The sequence below is a fragment of the Chryseobacterium suipulveris genome (assembly GCF_022811685.1).
Lineage (GTDB): Bacteria > Bacteroidota > Bacteroidia > Flavobacteriales > Weeksellaceae > Kaistella > Kaistella suipulveris.
In genome coordinates this window covers 643,230-659,312 of record NZ_CP094532.1, presented here as the reverse complement: position 1 = coordinate 659,312, position 16,083 = coordinate 643,230, and the positions used below count along the sequence as shown (strand labels likewise).

Sequence of the window (16,083 nt, the reverse complement as noted above, 5' to 3'; positions counted from 1 at the left end):
TCAGGTTTTTTTATTTTGAGCTTAAACTAAGGGGTTTCCTGCAACAGCAACTTCTGGATCACTTTTTCAGTTTCAGCGCGCAATTCATCGATTCCCTCGTTATTGTAAATAACAAAATCTGCGAGTTTGACTTTGTCTTTTTCCGGCATCTGCTTGTTCATCACACTTTCAACTTCTCGGTAGGTTTTTCCGTCGCGGTCCATCACGCGTTTCAGCCGTAGATTGTCGTCCGCAGTTACGAGGATCGATTGGTAGCAGCTTTCGTTTAACTTTAATTCAAAAAGAAGCGCCGTTTCTTTAAAAACGAAATCTTTAGTTTGCCGCGAAACCCAGTTCTCAAAATCGTATTTCACCGCAGGATGAATCATTCCGTTCAATTGGTGCAGCAAATCCTCATTATTAAAAACCAGTTCGGAAACGTATTTTCGGTTATAAAGTCCTTGTACGTCATAAGCGTTTTCTCCCAACAGCTGAGTGATTCCCACTTTAAGGTTTTCATCATCATTCACAATTTCTTTTGCTCTCAGATCCGAATAATACACCGGAAAACCCATCTCCTCAATGAATTTTGCCACGGTAGATTTCCCCGAACCGATTCCGCCGGTTAAGCCGATAATCTTTGAATTAGTGTGAAAACTTTCTTCGTCCATTTTCCAACTTTCTATTAATAACCAAAGACTTCGTTCATCGAAAAGGTTTCATCCAAACGAACTCCTCTTTCCGTCATTTTTAAGGAAGCCAGTTCATGATGTGCATCATGCTCGAAGAAAAGCAGGTATTCGTTATCGATGCACTGTTTCAGAAATTTTCCTTTTTCCTCCATGGTCAAAAGTGGTCGGGTATCGTAACCCATCACATAAACCTGCGGAATGTGTCCCGCTGTAGGAATTAAATCGGCCGCGAAAACAACTGTTTTTTCCTGATACTGAATCACGGGAAGCATCTGTTTTTCGGTATGTCCGTCCACAAAAATCACATCCATTTTCAGATCTGGTGCGAAACCGTAATTTCCGTTTTGAGGAATCGGTAAAAAATTGAGCTGTCCGCTTTCCTGCATCGGCAGAATATTTTCTTTAAGGAAACTTGCCTTCTCACGCGGATTGGGTTCTGTAGCCCATTTCCAGTGATTTTCATTCGTCCAGAAATGCGCATTTTTGAACGCAGGTCTGTAGCCGGTTTTGTCGTCGTTCCACTCAATCGCACCGCCGCAGTGGTCGAAATGAAGGTGCGTGAGGAAAACGTCGGTAATATCTTCGCGCACAAAGCCATATTTCTTTAAATTCTTATCCAAAGAATCGTCGAACCAAAGTGAGTAGTGCCCGAAGAATTTCTCGTCCTGCTTGTTTCCGAGTCCGCAATCGATCAGGATGAGTTTTTTGCCGTCCTCCACCAAAAGTGAACGGGTTCCGAGTTCTATTAAATTATTTTCATCGGCGGGATTCGTCCTTTGCCAAAGCGTTTTTGGGACGACGCCGAACATCGCACCACCGTCGAGTTTAAATTTTCCGCATTGTATCGGGTAAAGTTTCATATGATGTTTTGAATTTTGATTGGTTTCAAATTTTTAAAAAAATGATTGGACTCTCACAAATTGAGCTTGTTTAATGTAAATAGTAACCGCAAAATCGACAAAAGATAATGATGCTGCGAAGTTTTTCAAAAGTCCATAAAAAAAGAATTTCTTCTTTTTTGTTCTTTTGAATGGCTTATTTCATAACTCTATTGCGACTTTTGTGGTAAAAAAAAATGATTTTGCATTTACTTTAAACAACTTCATTGTGTCTTTTGCCTTTTTTCTTGTTTCTTTAAAACAGTTCCCCCGGATTTTTCGGTTTTACAATTTTCAAATGCCGGTACGCTTTCTCGGTTACCTCCCTTCCGCGCGGAGTTCTGATGATGAAACCTTCCTGAATGAGGAACGGTTCGTACACTTCTTCCAACGTTTCGGGATTTTCCCCGATTGAAGTTGCCAATGCAGAAATTCCCACCGGTTTCCCACGGAAATTTTCGATCATCACACGCATAATTTTATTATCCATATCATCCAACCCGAATTCATCCACATTCAATGAATTCAGGGCGTATTTGGTAATGTTGATCTCAATTTCTCCGTTGCCTTTAATCTCGGCAAAATCACGAACTCTACGTAAGAGTGCATTTGCAATTCTGGGAGTTCCGCGGCTTCTTCTGGCGATTTCGAGAGCGGCATCTTCGTAGATTTTCACCCCCAAAACTCTCGCGCTCCTTTCGATAATCATTCCCAACAGTTCGACGGTATAATATTCCAACCGACTTTGGATTCCGAATCTTGCGAGCATCGGTTTGGTGAGCATTCCGCTTCGAGTCGTGGCTCCGACTAAGGTAAAAGGATTCAGACCAATCTGAACGCTACGTGCATTGGGACCGGTTTCGAGCATAATGTCGATTTTGTAATCTTCCATTGCGGAATAGAGATATTCTTCCACAATCGGCGAAAGCCGGTGAATCTCGTCGATGAAAAGCACGTCGTTTTCTTCAAGATTGGTTAAAAGTCCCGCCAAACTTCCCGGTTTGTCGAGAACGGGACCCGAAGTTATTTTGCAGTTTACGCCCAATTCATTGGCAATAATATGTGCCAAAGTCGTCTTTCCCAATCCGGGAGGACCGTGTAGAAGAACGTGGTCCAAAGCTCCGCCACGGTTTTTCGCTGCCGCTACAAAAACTTCGAGGTTGTCCAAAGTTTTCCTTTGCCCCGCAAAATCACTGAAACTCTGCGGCCGGATTTTCTCCTCCTGCAGCAGTTCGTCGTGGGAATAATTTTCTTTGTCGGGGTGTAAGAAATCGGGCATTCTAAAAAAATTGTACAATTTCAAAGGTAATAATTTTTTTGTGGAAACAATAGTTGAGGTTAAGGTTGAGGTGGAGGTTGAGGTTGAGGTTAAGATTGAGGATGGTTGTTAATTTTTGATTATTTTTGAGGTTAACTTAAAAACCAATAAAATGATTACTGATTTTGCAGAAATGCCGGTTTGGCAGAAAGCAATGGACATCGCTGAAATATGTTTTGATATTTCAGAAAACCTCCCACGGAAAGAAGACTACGCCTTAACCTCACAATTAAGAAGATCTGCTGAAAGTATCTCTTCGAATATCGCAGAAGGTTTTGGCAGAAGAACCTCCAAAGACAAAACCCATTTCTACGATATTTCCCGTGGATCAGCTTTTGAAACAAAAAGCCATTTAATCTACGGAGTTCGAGTAAAGTATTTTAAAGAAGAAGATTACATAAGAAACGAAAAGCTAATTAAAGAAGTGGTTCACGAACTCAATAAAATAACTAATTACCTCCTGAAATAACATTCTGGCTCAACCTCAACCTTAACCTTAACCTGTGAAACTAATCGGTCCCTTCAAACAAATCGTCACTTTAGCCAACCTCCCGCTACGCGGAAAACTATCCGACGACCAACTCGAAATCATCGAAAACGGCGGCATCCTCATCAACTCAGAAAATAAAATTGAAGCCGTCGACAATTTCGAAAAACTGAAATCAGAAAATCCTCAACTCACCGACTCTCCCACTCTCCCACTCTCCGACTCAATAGCACTTCCTGCTTTCGTCGATTCGCACACCCACATCTGTTTCGGAGGAAACCGAGCCAATGATTTCGCGATGAGAAACGCCGGAAAAACCTATCTGGAAATTGCGGAAAGCGGCGGAGGAATATGGAGTTCTGTACAACACACCAGAAATGCATCTGAAGAAGAATTATTAAAAACAACTTTAGAAAGAATCAATTTTCTAATTTCATTGGGAATTACCACCATCGAAATAAAATCCGGTTACGGTTTGGATTTGGAAAACGAGCTGAAAATGCTCCGCGTCATCAAAAAAGCACAGACATTAACAAAAGCCACATTGGTTCCGACCTGTCTTTCCGCCCATTTGAAACCGAGAGATTTCGAGGGAACTTCCAAAGAATTTTTAGACTATATTTTAGAACACATTTTACCTAAAGTTAAAGAAGAAAACCTTGCAAACCGTATCGATATCTTTATCGAGAAATCGGCATTCCAACCTGATGAGAGCAAAGAATTTTTATTAAAAGCAAAAAGTTTAGGTTTTGATATCACCGTTCACGCCGACCAATTCACTCCCGGAAGTTCGAGAATCGCGGTAGAAGTCGGCGCAAAATCTGCCGATCATCTGGAAGCAACCACCGATGAAGATTTGCAGTTTTTGGCTCAATCAGAGACGGTGGCAACTGCGCTTCCCGGCGCAAGTTTGGGACTGGGCGAAAAATTTACTCCCGCAAGAAAAATCCTTGACCACAACGGAATTCTCGCCATCGCAAGCGACTGGAATCCCGGTTCCGCACCAATGGGAAACTTAATTACCCAAGCTTCAATTCTTGCCACTTTTGAAAAACTTTCGACTGCTGAAGTTTTGGCGGGAATCACTTTCCGCTCTGCATTTGCCTTAGGATTGGAAGATCGCGGGAAACTGGAAAAAGGTATGAAGGGAGATTTCGTCACCTTTAAAACCGACAATTTCCAGAACGTTCTCTATCAACAGGGAAGTTTGAAGCCGGAGCACATTTTCATTAACGGAGAAAAAATAGAAATATAAATGCCTGAAACAGCAAAAATCTGGAACGGTCGATTCGACGGTGATGATCCATTAAGCCAAAGAATCTTTCAAAAAGTTTCTGTGGAAACTGATTACAATACTATTTCACCTAAAGATTTCGTTTTGCACGGATTTGCAGTGGATGAAGGAGTAAGACGAAATAAGGGACGAACCGGCGCAAAGGATGCTCCCGATATTATCCGAAAAAACAGCTCCAATTTTCCAGTAATCAGCACGGATTTTACTTTAAAGGATTTTGGAAATATCCGTTGTGAAAACGGCGATTTAGAAAAAGCGCAAAACGAACTGGCGGAAAAAGTTGCATTAGCATTAGAAAAAAAAGCAAAATCTGTAGTTTTCGGAGGAGGTCACGAAGTCACTTTCGCCCATTACTCTGGAATAAGGAAAGCTTTTCCTGACAAAAAAATCGGCATTATCAATATCGACGCACATTTTGACAACAGAAAACCTGAAGATGGAAAAACAGGAACATCAGGAACAGGGTTTTGGCAAATTGCTCAGGAAGGTGAAATTCATTCGCTCCATATCGGGATTCAGAAAAATTCTAATACCCTCCAATTATTCGATACTGCCCATCAATACGGGATGAAGTATATTATGGCGGATGAGATTTTCTTTGAGAACCTCCCTTCAATTTACCAAAAAATTGATGAGCTGACCAGTTCAGTCGATCTGCTCTACCTCACGATTTGCATGGATGTTTTCAATGTTTGTGTAGCTCCAGGCGTTTCTGCAATTGCCTATAACGGAATTTTCGCAGACGCTTCATTTATGAATTTCTACCGGCATATCCTGAAATCAGAAAAACTTTGCGCCCTCGATGTAGCGGAAGTCAACCCAAATTTCGATATCCAGGAAAGAACGGCTCGGCTTGCCGCAGCTTTGGTGAATGAATGGTTTATGATCAACTCTTAGTGACTTAAAATTCATTTTTCGAAGAATTTTAAAAATCCTTATCTTTAAACGATAAAAATTGAACGAATGAGCAACTTAGAAATGTGGGAAGTTTTCATCCAGACCAAACCGGGACTTTCGCACAAACACGCAGGAACAGTTCAGGCAGCAACCGCAGAAATGGCGCTGCAAAACGCGAGAGACGTTTACACCCGAAGAATGGAGGGAACCTCGATCTGGGTAGTTCCGAGCAAATATATGGTGACTTCCGAAGGAGTCGACAAGGAGGCGTTTTTCGATCCTGCGGACGACAAATTGTACCGCCACCCGACTTTCTACGAAATCCCGAATGATGTGAAGAATATGTAATTTAGACACGAGATGTCAGATATCAGATTGCAGACCGACAATGTCTGAAATCTATTGTCTGAAATCTGAAATCTACAAAAAATGAATCCACTATACCACTACCTACTCAAACTTGCCGACGATACTTTGATTTTTGGACAAAGACTGGGCGAACTCTGCGGAAAAGGTCCTTATCTGGAAGAAGATATCGCACTGACCAATATCGCACTCGATTATTTGGGACAGTCAAGCAACTTGTTTAAATATGCTGCTCAAGTTCAGAATGAGGGAAAAACTGAGGACGATCTGGCTTTTCTCCGTCTGGAAAAAGAATATTTGAACTGTCAACTTTCCGAACTTCCGAATGGCGATTATGCACAAACAATTTTGAAAGTTTACTTTTTTTCGGTTTACCAAAAACTGCTGTATGAAAGTTTAATGAAAAGCAGCGATGAACAGCTTTCCGCTATTGCCGAGAAATCTTTAAAAGAAGTAAAATACCATTACACCCACGCTTCAACCTGGGTGAAAATGTTTGCAGGCGGAACCGACGAAAGCAAAACCAGAGTGGAAAACGCCGTAGAAAACTTGTGGGAATATACTGCCGGAATCTTCGCGGAAACCGAAGGAGAACTGGATTTGGTGAAACTCGACATCGTGCCGGATTCGAAAGTGCTATACGAAAACTGGAAAAAGGAAGTTTCAAAAGACTTCAACGAATTTGGAATAAAAATTCCTGAAAGCGAATTTATGCAGAAAGGTTCCAGAACCGGTTATCATACGGAATATTTTGGCTACATTCTTTGCGAACTTCAGTATATGCAGCGGACTTATCCGGACTGTGTTTGGTAAAATCCCCCTTTCCCCCAAAGGGGGGAAAAATGGTTGGATTTCTCTTTTTTTTCAAAAGCTTCTTCGGAATGCTGAAAATACTTCGCACAAAAAAAAATGATTAATAATAAGGAGAATAATATTAGAGATTTTGCCCCCTTTGGGGGAAAGGGGGACCTTATCTCACTATTGTCAACAATTCCCGATCCCGAAATCCCGGTGATCAATATTGTGGAGCTGGGAATTGTGCGAGGTGCGGAAATGATTTCCGACAGCGAGGCCGAAATTATTATCACACCGACTTATTCGGCTTGTCCTGCAATGTTTAATATTGAGGAAGATATCATCAAACTTTTTAATCAAAACGGAATCTTTGCAAAAGTCATCACTAAAATATCACCTGTTTGGACAACCGACTGGATCACCGACGAAGCTCGCGAAAAACTGAGAGCTTACGGAATTACCCCACCCGAAAAAGGAGCAGATCAAGACCATTTAAACGTCCCGAAGAAATGCCCAAGATGTGGGTCAGAAAACACATCGCAAATCTCAAGATTTGGTTCCACCCTTTGCAAAGCGAGTTATCAGTGCAATGACTGCCTCGAACCTTTTGATTATTTTAAATGCCATTAACCTAATTTGGAAATGCGTTAATTTGAGAATTTGAAAATTTTTGAAACTATGAAGTCTTATGCAGCAATCGGTTTTCAGAGCGATTCACTTTTCAAATAATGAGCAAAAAAGTTATATTTGCGCTAAACCGATATTTTCAAATTAGCACATTTTCAAATTTCCAAATTAATATGTACACCCAACTCGAAACCGAATCCCATTTTGACGGCAAACTCCAGATCGCTTTTCTAAACCAGCCGGAAACTTACAACAGCTTAAATAAACTGCTTCTTACCGAACTCAAGAATTTTGTGAACGAGTGCAACCAAAAGGAAACCGTTCGCTGCATCGCGATTTCGGGGCGTGGAAAAGCGTTTTGTTCAGGACAGAATCTGAAGGACGCGATGTCATTAGGAAATCCCGAAGACGACAAAGTCATCCAAAAAATAGTGACGGATTACTACAATCCTTTAGTTGAAGTAATGTACAACAGCAAAAAACCTGTCGTTTCTTTGGTCAATGGTCCCGCTGTTGGAGCCGGCGCGATGCTCGCCTTGATCTGCGACATTTGTCTTGCCACAGAATCTTCCTATTTTTCGCAGGCGTTTGTAAACATTGGATTGATTCCCGACACCGGCGGAACGTTCTGGCTGCCAAAACTTTTGGGTCGACAACAAGCGAATTATCTTGCATTCACCGGCAAAAAATTATCCGCCGTGGAAGCAAAACAGATGGGGTTGATTGCGGATGTTTTTGAAAATGAAAACTTTCTTGTGAACGCAATAGGAATTTTGGAACAGATTTCCAACCAACCGACAAAAGCGATTGCGCTGACAAAAAAAGCGTTCAACGAATCCTACGACAACAATCTTTCGCAGCAACTTGAGCTTGAAGGAATCCTTCAACAGGAAGCTGCGGAATCAGAGGATTTCAGGGAAGGTGTTTTTGCATTTCTCGAAAAAAGAAAACCGAAGTATCGAGGAAAGTAGTTTTAATGTAACAATGTGAAAATGTAACAATGTAGCAATCACTGCTCACAGATTAAGTTCATGATTAATTGATTGATAGATTAGTAGATTAGTAAATTGGTACATTGATAAATTGGTAAATTAATAGGAATGAACAAAATTGGGATTATCGGTTCCGGGACGATGGGGATCGGAATTGCGCAGGTTGCTTCCACCGCGGGTTGTGAAGTATTTCTGTACGACGCAAATCCGGCTCAGACGGAAAAAGCTTTAGCGGGTTTAAAACAAACTTTAGACAAATTAGTCGCTAAACTAAAGATTTCGGTTGAAAAAAGTGACCAAATTTTCAAACAAATAAAACCCTGCAATCAGCTGTCAGAACTGAAAAATTGCGATTTCGTCATTGAAGCCATTATCGAAAACAAAGAAATTAAAACTAAACTTTTCGGTGAACTGGAAGAGGTTGTTTCCGACTATTGCGTGATTGCGAGCAACACCTCTTCAATTTCCATCACTTCTCTTTCTGCGGAATTAAAAAATCCGTCGCGTTTTATCGGAATCCACTTTTTCAATCCGGCGCCGTTAATGCCTTTGGTTGAAGTTATTCCGGGACTTTTAACCGAAAAAACTTTAGCTAAAAAACTCTATTCATTAATGGAAAACTGGGGTAAAACTCCAGTAATTGCGAAGGATGTTCCGGGATTTATCGTCAACAGAATCGCTCGTCCTTTTTACGGTGAAGCACTGAGAATCGCCGAAGAGAATATCGCCACGCCTGAACAGATCGATGACGCGATGCGTACTTTGGGGAATTTCAGAATGGGACCGTTTGAACTGATGGACCTCATCGGAATCGACATCAACTTTGCGGTAACCAAAACCGTTTACGCCGATTATTTCTACGACCCAAAATATAAACCTTCCCTGCTCCAGCAAAGAATGGCTGAAGCGAAACTTTTAGGCAGAAAAACTGGGAAAGGGTTTTACGATTATTCCACTGAGAAGAGCCAAGAGTCAAGAGCCAAGAGCCAAGTTGAAGGAGCCAAGAGCCAAGAAGTTGAAGATCCGGAATTGTATGAAAGTATTTTCAACCGGATTATTTCAATGCTCATCAACGAAGCGGTGGAAGCAAAACGATTGGGAATCGCCAATGACGAAGATATCGAACTTGCAATGCAGAAAGGCGTGAACTATCCGAAAGGTCTGCTTCAGTGGGGATTCGACATTGGGTACGGAAAAATTTCTGAAACCCTGCAAAAACTTTACGAAGAATACCAGGAGGAACGGTATAGACAAAGCCCGCTGTTAAGAAAATTAATAATGAAGAATTAATAATTAATAACTTCTTTTGCGTCACCAAACTGACTTTCACGCCATCTCACCTACACACCAATTCACCTACTCACCTACTCACCTACTCAATATGACTCCATTCGAAACCGCCCAATACATGCTTAATCAGGATGAATTCTCAAAATGGATGGGAATCACCCTAATCGAAGTACGCGAAAAATATTGCCTGATCGAAATGCCCGTAAAGAAGGAAATGATCAACGGACTGAAAACCGTGCACGGCGGAATCACGTTTTCGCTCGCCGATTCTGCGCTGGCTTTTTCGTCGAATAATACCAACGATGCTTCCGTAGCGCTGAACTGCATGATTAATTTCACAAAAGCCGTAAAACTCGGCGATACTTTAACGGCGGAAAGCGTTTTGATTTCCGACACCCGAAAAACGGGAGTTTACGATATTTCGATTACCAACCAGCACAAAGTTTTGGTGGCGACTTTCCGAGGAACGGTGTATAAGATTGACAGGAAAGTAACGGAGCTTTAAGAACCTTAACAACGCAAACTTCAATTCATTTTGAAGTTTTTTTTATTCCGATGTAATAAAATCCCGACCTTCGTTGTCTTACCTTTAGAAACGAAACTATGACTCACGAAACATTCAGAAATACGGTATTTTGTCTGCGCGACGAGATGTACCGTTTTGCGAAGCGGTTCGTGATGAGCAGTGACGAGGCGGAAGACGTTGTACAGGATCTGATGATGAAGTTTTGGCAGAAAAAGGAGGAACTCGCGGATTTCGGAAATTTGAAGTCGTACGCTTTAAAATCCGTGAAAAACGAGTGCCTGAACCGACTGAAGCACCACGACGTGAAATTGGGTTTTGCAGATTTCCAGATTCACCGGAGTGAGCTTTATAAAATGGAAACCAACAATCTGAAAGAACAGATCATCAGTTTCATCAACGCGCTTCCCGAAAAACAAAAAGCCGTGATCCACCTGAAAGACGTCGAAGAATACGAAGTTTCGGAAATATCGGAAATCCTTGAAATGGAAGAAAATGCAGTCCGCGTCAACTTAATGAGAGCCAGAACAAAAATCAAGGAACAGATCCAGAAACTGACCGACTACGAAAACAGAATGATTGAAAATTTATAATAAACCACAAAAGTCACAAAAATTCTATTGATTTAATTACAGTTCAGACAGCACGAAATTCAAATGCTCGATGTACCAAGTAACAAAATTAAGCTTAAAAAATTCGTGAATTCGTGGCAAAAAGATACAACAATGAAAAACGACCATACAGACAAAAAATACAGCGAAATTTTCAACGATTTGAAATCAGAGAAAATGAACTGGGATTTTGATGATTTCTTAGCCAAAGCAGAAAATCAGGAGAAAATAATTCCGCTGCAAAAGGAAAGGAATAGCGCAACCTTCCCGAAATTCTTTTGGATGGCGGCAAGCGTAGTACTGCTCGTTTCTCTTGGAATTTTCTTTACAATTTTTAATAAAAACCAAATCGAGGAACAGGATGATTTGTCGAAAACAGAAATCCTGAAACAGAAAAACGACTTCGGAAACGGAAACGAAATCGTGGCGGTACACACTCAGGATTCGCTGAAAACTGTTCGCGACAGTATAATCACCGACTCCCCTGCTGAAATTAGCGGCGACGAAATGATATACAAAATCCTTCCGAAAAGAGGCCGGCTGAAAAGGCAAGTTCGTCAACATTACGTTTCTGCACCCAGGAAATCTGCACCTGAAAAATCTGCAACACCGGAATACCAATCCAACTACGTGATAATCAACGGACAACGAATTGAAAACGAACAGGAAGCGATCGATATTGCAAAATACTCGTTCCAGGTTCTTTCTGAAAATGTTTCAAAAACCGTTGCCCACACCGAAACCCTCAATGACATTATTGAATAAAAACCATACGCAATGAACAAACTACTATTTATATTCGCACTTTTCTTTTCGCATTTTTTTAATGTAAATGCACAGAAAGACAAACTGGACCAGCTCTTTACCAAATATCAGGAATCAGAAGGAGTAACCTCCATCAAGATTACAAAACCGATGTTTAGTATGCTCAACAAACTGAATATCGACGATGCCGAACTTTCGCAAATCAAGCCGCTGCTCGCAAAAATCAACGGGTTGAAAATCCTGATCGTGGAGAAACCCGAATCCGTGAAAAACGCCAAAGACAGCATCCAGAAATTCGGGATGTTCCAAAGTTTGCAGAACGACATTTCATCCTCCATCAAGAAAATGAATTACGAAGAACTGATCACCGTAAACAGCAAAGACAATAAAATTAAATTCCTTTCATCGGACGCGACCAACGGAAATCTCGAAAACCTGCTTCTCAGCATTAATTCCGAGGGAAACACATTACTAATGATGCTCGACGGAAAACTTTCGATGGATGATGTGAACCGACTTGTGCAGGAAGCAGAAAAATCTTCTCCGAAAACTTTCAGCAAAAACGAAAATATCACTTTCAGCGGAAGCTCTCAAGTTCGAAATGTAGATGCGTTTTCAGGAATTGAGGTTTCGTCCGGAATCAAAGTAAATTTTACACAGGATAAAAATCAATCTGTCGTGGTAGAAACCGATCCCGGAATGGAACAGTATGTTTCAACCATCGTGCAAAACGGAACATTAAAAATTTCAGTTAAAAACCAAGGGAAGCAAAACCTTCGCTTCAAAAAACTTTTCGTGAATGTGAAAGCGCCCCATCTGAAAAGTATTAAGACAACTTCCGGTGCATCACTCACGACTTTAAATGAAATTAATGAAGACAGCTTCAACATCAATGCGGAATCGGGAAGCAATATCAATGCAGAACTGAACGGTGACAAAATCACAGCCAACGTGGAGTCCGGAGGAACCGTGAAATTAGCAATACAAACAAAAAACTTCACCTTCGCCGGCTCGAGCGGTTCATCGTCTTCGATTACCGGAACTGTGGATGCCGCGACTTTTCAGATTTCCAGTGCGGCGAGCTGTAATGCACAGAATTTGGTTGCCAAAAATGTTACGGCGAATGCATCTTCTGCCGGAAGTTTGAAGGTTCACGCCAAACAGTCATTAAATTCCGTGACTTCTTCCAGCGGTTCTGTGCGCTACAACGGAAAACCTGAAAGCTTCAATGCTTCCAACAGCAGCGGCGGAACCACAAAACCGATTAATTAAAATCCTTAAATGTGATCTTCAGCGAAGTCGAAGGCAGTCCGTTCAATAAAAGGAAAATCATAGATTGGCTTCAACCAAAATTAAATATCAAAAAGACATGAAAAATATTCTATCCTTCTCCGCTATATTAATCCTGATCTTCAGTTTGCAGTCCTGCATCGTTTCGCACCGACCGAATATGGAGTTCGTGAAAAAATCTCCCGGTATGGAAGTAATGAGCGTGAACGTTCCCACTTTTCTGGCGAAACCTTTTGTGAAAAAGGCGCTCCGCGAAGACGGCGATGAAGCACTGATCCCGCTCATCAAAAAAATCTCAGACATCAAAGTGATGATGGTCTCCAATGTAAAGCAAAACATGCAGACCGATTTCGCCAATTTCCTTAACCGAAATAATTTCGAGGAATGGATGAGCGTGAAAAAAGAAAAGGAAGTCATCAACTTCCACGCAAAACAGACCGGCGACGAAATCCGAAACCTGTTGATCGCGGTAGTTTCCGGCACCGAAATGATCTATGTGGATGTAACGGGAAAATTCACCGCCGACGATATTTCGCGAGTCATCAATTTCTCGGAGAAGAATGATGTGAGGAAAATGGTTTCGCAGTAAAATTATTTTTGCCACAGATGCACGAAGGTTTTTTGTTCGTGCATTTTTTATGGAATGAGTTTGTTTAATATAAATAACCACAAAAGTAACAAAGGATAATAATGCTGCGAAGTTTTTCAAAAGTCCATAAAAGTGCTAAGCTATAAGAATTTCTTCTTTTTTGTTCATTGGGATGGCTTATTTCTTCCTTCTTTTGGGTCTTTTGGGGTAAAAATGATTTTGCGGTTAACTTAAACTTTATTTTCAACTTCGTGCATTGACCTAGTCGAATCTGCGATTTCGTGGCAACCAACTCCAAATCAAAAAATTAATTTCCCTTAACATTCAAAACCCAATTTTCATTTTTAATAAAAAAACCGTAATTTCGCGCAGAAAGTAAAGATGTCTATTCACAACAAAATCACAGAGACAGCCATCACTTTCGATGACGTTCTGCTCATCCCTTCTTACTCAGAAGTATTACCGAACCAGGTTTCCTTAAAATCAAGACTTTCCGATAAAATCACGCTCAACGTTCCCATCGTTTCCGCAGCAATGGACACGGTTACAGAATCCGATATGGCGATTGCATTGGCGAGAGTCGGCGGAATCGGATTTATCCATAAAAATATGCCGATCACGGAACAGGCAGCGCAAGTTTACCGTGTGAAACGTTCGGAAAACGGAATGATCTCGGATCCCGTCACGCTTTCGAAAGACCATACTTTGAGGGAAGCAAAAGAACTGATGGCCAACTTCAAAATTTCGGGACTTCCCGTTGTGGACGAAGATAACAAGCTCATCGGAATCATTACGAACCGAGATGTGAAGTATCAGGAAAACCTCGACGCCAAAGTGGAGGAACTGATGACCAAAGAAAAACTCATCACCTCCGGAAAAAATACTACACTTGAACAGGCGAAGGAAATCCTGCTCGCCAACCGCGTGGAAAAACTTCCGATTGTGGATGAAAATTTCAAACTGGCGGGCTTGATCACTATTAAAGATATCGACAACCAACTGGAATATCCAAACGCTAACAAAGACAAAAACGGACGTCTCATCGTGGGAGCTGGAGTCGGAGTCGGTGAAGACACCATTGAAAGAGTTTCCGCATTGGTAAAAGCCGGAGTTGACATTATCGCGGTGGATTCAGCACACGGACATTCGCGAGGAGTTTTGGACAAGATTTCGGAGATCAGAAACAATTTCCCAGAACTCGATATCGTCGGCGGAAATATCGTAACGGCAGAAGCGGCGAAAGACCTCATCGAAGCAGGCGCAAATGTTCTGAAAGTCGGCGTTGGTCCAGGTTCCATCTGTACGACGAGAGTTATTGCCGGAGTCGGCGTTCCGCAGCTTTCAGCAATCTATAATGTTTTCGAATACGCAAAAACCAAGAATGTCTCCGTGATCGCAGATGGTGGAATCAAACTTTCGGGAGATATTGTAAAAGCACTTGCTTCCGGAGCCAATGCAGTGATGCTCGGTTCGCTTTTGGCAGGAACTGACGAAGCTCCCGGTGAGGAAATTATTTTCCAGGGAAGAAAATTCAAATCTTATCAGGGAATGGGAAGTTTGTCGGCAATGAGAAGAGGCGGAAAGGAAAGGTATTTCCAAAGCGAGGCGAAAAAATTTGTTCCCGAAGGAATTGAAGGTCGCGTTCCTCACAAAGGAAAATTAGAGGACGTGGTGTTTCAGCTTACCGGTGGAATCCGTGCAGGAATGGGATATTGCGGAACGAAAGATATCGAAACACTCCAAAACGACGGCAAAATGGTAATGATTACCGGAAGCGGTTTGAAGGAATCGCATCCACACGATGTGATCATCACGCAGGAAGCACCGAATTATTCGCTGTAAATTTTAGAATACAATATTCTGTAAAGAAAAATCAGCATCATTATTCTTAACAAAATTCATCTATTGCCACGCCATAAATGGCGTGGTTTTTTCAAATGGATTTTGTGGTTTTAATCAAGACTTCAATAAATTTTGGCTAAAGCCAGAGGAATATTTCAGATTGTGTCCACGGCTTGAAAGCCGTGGCAATTGATAAAACTTTGGCAATTGACAAAACTTTCTACGGTTTCTTTTTCTGCGAAATAATTTTTAATTTTACTTTAAATAAAAATCAGGAATGAGATTTCTTTTTGCGGTCATCGCTTTATCTACGGTTATCAGTTGCGACATGATTCCCATAAACTACCCGGTTTACGGAAATATTCCCGGATCCTCGCCGGCTCCGGTTTCTGCAAACGAAGCAAGGGAGTTCAGTCAGTTGATGGAAGCAGACAAGGTGAACAAGAAAAAAGTGACCGCCGAAGTCCTGACCTATCTTCTGAACGATACCGACCCGAAAGACACCAGAACCGCCGCAGTCATTACCAACGATTCCAACTGCGACATCATCGTTCGTTTGGTGGGTGTGAAAAACGACAAAGTCTATAATTTACCCGTTCTGAGAAAAGACAAAAACCAGTTCGTGATCGACAAAGGCGGCTATACGCTGAAATCAAATATATGCGGAGTGAGTTATTATTCTCAGAAAATTATTGTGGAACCGCTTATTCTGAAACTGAACAGTAATTAAAAATATCTGTTGTGAATTTGTTTCTTTGTTTATCTTATAATTAGAGCAATAAAGTTAATTAAACTTTGTGTGGCTTTGCGTGATTTTTTTTCTCGCAAGGACCGCAAAGAAATATTTT

General features: G+C 41.4%; 18 protein-coding genes. 15 read left to right on the top strand and 3 right to left on the bottom strand.

Annotated features, from left to right (window positions below):
- Positions 1 to 26: 26 nt before the first annotated feature.
- The 3 genes from coaE to ruvB all read right to left on the bottom strand — a co-directional run bounded on the left by coaE (position 27) and on the right by ruvB (position 2,828).
- Positions 27 to 650 carry a dephospho-CoA kinase gene (coaE, locus tag MTP09_RS03130; RefSeq protein ID WP_243550473.1) on the bottom strand — a complete coding sequence of 208 codons (624 nt, stop codon included), beginning with the start codon at positions 648 to 650 and terminating at the stop codon, positions 27 to 29.
- Between the two features lie 14 nt (positions 651 to 664).
- The gene (locus tag MTP09_RS03125) at positions 665 to 1,531 is read right to left on the bottom strand and encodes an MBL fold metallo-hydrolase (protein ID WP_243550471.1); all 867 of its coding nucleotides are present in this window, start codon (positions 1,529 to 1,531) and stop codon (positions 665 to 667) included.
- A 274-nt stretch (positions 1,532 to 1,805) separates the two neighbouring features.
- On the bottom strand, positions 1,806 to 2,828 hold the full coding sequence (gene ruvB, locus MTP09_RS03120; RefSeq protein WP_243550469.1) for a Holliday junction branch migration DNA helicase RuvB: 1,023 nt from the start codon (positions 2,826 to 2,828) through the stop codon (positions 1,806 to 1,808).
- Between the two features lie 151 nt (positions 2,829 to 2,979).
- On the opposite strand from ruvB, the gene MTP09_RS03115 reads away from it, so the two are divergent.
- The 15 genes from MTP09_RS03115 (at position 2,980) to MTP09_RS03045 (ending at position 15,965) form a co-directional block, all read left to right on the top strand.
- Positions 2,980 to 3,336, top strand: a complete 357-nt coding sequence (locus tag MTP09_RS03115) for a four helix bundle protein (protein WP_243550468.1) — start codon at positions 2,980 to 2,982, stop codon at positions 3,334 to 3,336.
- A gap of 34 nt (positions 3,337 to 3,370) precedes the next feature.
- On the top strand, positions 3,371 to 4,609 hold the full coding sequence (gene hutI / locus MTP09_RS03110; protein WP_243550466.1) for an imidazolonepropionase: 1,239 nt from the start codon (positions 3,371 to 3,373) through the stop codon (positions 4,607 to 4,609).
- Positions 4,610 to 5,545 carry a formimidoylglutamase gene (hutG, locus tag MTP09_RS03105; RefSeq protein ID WP_243550464.1) on the top strand — a complete coding sequence of 312 codons (936 nt, stop codon included), beginning with the start codon at positions 4,610 to 4,612 and terminating at the stop codon, positions 5,543 to 5,545.
- A gap of 66 nt (positions 5,546 to 5,611) precedes the next feature.
- The gene (paaB, locus tag MTP09_RS03100) at positions 5,612 to 5,893 is read left to right on the top strand and encodes a 1,2-phenylacetyl-CoA epoxidase subunit PaaB (protein WP_243550462.1); all 282 of its coding nucleotides are present in this window, start codon (positions 5,612 to 5,614) and stop codon (positions 5,891 to 5,893) included.
- Positions 5,894 to 5,974: 81 nt separating this feature from the next.
- Positions 5,975 to 6,724: a 1,2-phenylacetyl-CoA epoxidase subunit PaaC gene (gene paaC, locus MTP09_RS03095; protein WP_243550460.1), complete on the top strand. Its 750-nt coding sequence runs from the start codon at positions 5,975 to 5,977 to the stop codon at positions 6,722 to 6,724.
- A 96-nt stretch (positions 6,725 to 6,820) separates the two neighbouring features.
- The gene (gene paaD, locus MTP09_RS03090; protein ID WP_243550458.1) at positions 6,821 to 7,336 is read left to right on the top strand and encodes a 1,2-phenylacetyl-CoA epoxidase subunit PaaD; all 516 of its coding nucleotides are present in this window, start codon (positions 6,821 to 6,823) and stop codon (positions 7,334 to 7,336) included.
- A gap of 170 nt (positions 7,337 to 7,506) precedes the next feature.
- On the top strand, positions 7,507 to 8,304 hold the full coding sequence (locus MTP09_RS03085) for an enoyl-CoA hydratase/isomerase family protein (RefSeq protein WP_243550456.1): 798 nt from the start codon (positions 7,507 to 7,509) through the stop codon (positions 8,302 to 8,304).
- Positions 8,305 to 8,433: 129 nt separating this feature from the next.
- Positions 8,434 to 9,615 (top strand): 3-hydroxyacyl-CoA dehydrogenase NAD-binding domain-containing protein, encoded by a 1,182-nt coding sequence (locus MTP09_RS03080; protein ID WP_243550454.1) that lies wholly within the window; start codon positions 8,434 to 8,436, stop codon positions 9,613 to 9,615.
- A 91-nt stretch (positions 9,616 to 9,706) separates the two neighbouring features.
- Positions 9,707 to 10,120, top strand: coding sequence for a PaaI family thioesterase (locus MTP09_RS03075; protein WP_243550452.1), 414 nt, complete (start codon positions 9,707 to 9,709; stop codon positions 10,118 to 10,120).
- A gap of 98 nt (positions 10,121 to 10,218) precedes the next feature.
- The gene (locus MTP09_RS03070; RefSeq protein ID WP_243550450.1) at positions 10,219 to 10,731 is read left to right on the top strand and encodes an RNA polymerase sigma factor; all 513 of its coding nucleotides are present in this window, start codon (positions 10,219 to 10,221) and stop codon (positions 10,729 to 10,731) included.
- Positions 10,732 to 10,863: 132 nt separating this feature from the next.
- Positions 10,864 to 11,514: a hypothetical protein gene (locus tag MTP09_RS03065; protein ID WP_243550448.1), complete on the top strand. Its 651-nt coding sequence runs from the start codon at positions 10,864 to 10,866 to the stop codon at positions 11,512 to 11,514.
- A 12-nt stretch (positions 11,515 to 11,526) separates the two neighbouring features.
- The gene (locus MTP09_RS03060; RefSeq protein WP_243550446.1) at positions 11,527 to 12,786 is read left to right on the top strand and encodes a DUF4252 domain-containing protein; all 1,260 of its coding nucleotides are present in this window, start codon (positions 11,527 to 11,529) and stop codon (positions 12,784 to 12,786) included.
- A 97-nt stretch (positions 12,787 to 12,883) separates the two neighbouring features.
- Positions 12,884 to 13,393, top strand: coding sequence for a DUF4252 domain-containing protein (locus MTP09_RS03055; RefSeq protein WP_243550444.1), 510 nt, complete (start codon positions 12,884 to 12,886; stop codon positions 13,391 to 13,393).
- Positions 13,394 to 13,774: 381 nt separating this feature from the next.
- Entirely contained in the window at positions 13,775 to 15,235 is a 1,461-nt protein-coding gene (gene guaB / locus MTP09_RS03050; RefSeq protein ID WP_243550442.1) for an IMP dehydrogenase, read from the top strand.
- Positions 15,236 to 15,512: 277 nt separating this feature from the next.
- Entirely contained in the window at positions 15,513 to 15,965 is a 453-nt protein-coding gene (locus MTP09_RS03045) for a DUF6759 domain-containing protein (RefSeq protein ID WP_243550440.1), read from the top strand.
- Positions 15,966 to 16,083 lie beyond the last annotated feature (118 nt).

What these genes read in the sequence shown, in the direction of transcription:
- MTP09_RS03125 (WP_243550471.1), bottom strand. Translation starts at nt 1,531, where the DNA reads ATGAAACTTTACCCGATACAATGCGGAAAATTTAAACTCGACGGTGGT.
- guaB (WP_243550442.1), top strand. Translation starts at nt 13,775, where the DNA reads ATGTCTATTCACAACAAAATCACAGAGACAGCCATCACTTTCGATGAC.
- MTP09_RS03060 (WP_243550446.1), top strand. Translation starts at nt 11,527, where the DNA reads ATGAACAAACTACTATTTATATTCGCACTTTTCTTTTCGCATTTTTTT.
- paaC (WP_243550460.1), top strand. Translation starts at nt 5,975, where the DNA reads ATGAATCCACTATACCACTACCTACTCAAACTTGCCGACGATACTTTG.
- MTP09_RS03115 (WP_243550468.1), top strand. Translation starts at nt 2,980, where the DNA reads ATGATTACTGATTTTGCAGAAATGCCGGTTTGGCAGAAAGCAATGGAC.
- MTP09_RS03085 (WP_243550456.1), top strand. Translation starts at nt 7,507, where the DNA reads ATGTACACCCAACTCGAAACCGAATCCCATTTTGACGGCAAACTCCAG.
- hutG (WP_243550464.1), top strand. Translation starts at nt 4,610, where the DNA reads ATGCCTGAAACAGCAAAAATCTGGAACGGTCGATTCGACGGTGATGAT.
- MTP09_RS03070 (WP_243550450.1), top strand. Translation starts at nt 10,219, where the DNA reads ATGACTCACGAAACATTCAGAAATACGGTATTTTGTCTGCGCGACGAG.
- MTP09_RS03055 (WP_243550444.1), top strand. Translation starts at nt 12,884, where the DNA reads ATGAAAAATATTCTATCCTTCTCCGCTATATTAATCCTGATCTTCAGT.
- MTP09_RS03075 (WP_243550452.1), top strand. Translation starts at nt 9,707, where the DNA reads ATGACTCCATTCGAAACCGCCCAATACATGCTTAATCAGGATGAATTC.
- ruvB (WP_243550469.1), bottom strand. Translation starts at nt 2,828, where the DNA reads ATGCCCGATTTCTTACACCCCGACAAAGAAAATTATTCCCACGACGAA.
- paaB (WP_243550462.1), top strand. Translation starts at nt 5,612, where the DNA reads ATGAGCAACTTAGAAATGTGGGAAGTTTTCATCCAGACCAAACCGGGA.
- MTP09_RS03080 (WP_243550454.1), top strand. Translation starts at nt 8,434, where the DNA reads ATGAACAAAATTGGGATTATCGGTTCCGGGACGATGGGGATCGGAATT.
- MTP09_RS03045 (WP_243550440.1), top strand. Translation starts at nt 15,513, where the DNA reads ATGAGATTTCTTTTTGCGGTCATCGCTTTATCTACGGTTATCAGTTGC.
- MTP09_RS03065 (WP_243550448.1), top strand. Translation starts at nt 10,864, where the DNA reads ATGAAAAACGACCATACAGACAAAAAATACAGCGAAATTTTCAACGAT.
- paaD (WP_243550458.1), top strand. Translation starts at nt 6,821, where the DNA reads ATGATTAATAATAAGGAGAATAATATTAGAGATTTTGCCCCCTTTGGG.
- coaE (WP_243550473.1), bottom strand. Translation starts at nt 650, where the DNA reads ATGGACGAAGAAAGTTTTCACACTAATTCAAAGATTATCGGCTTAACC.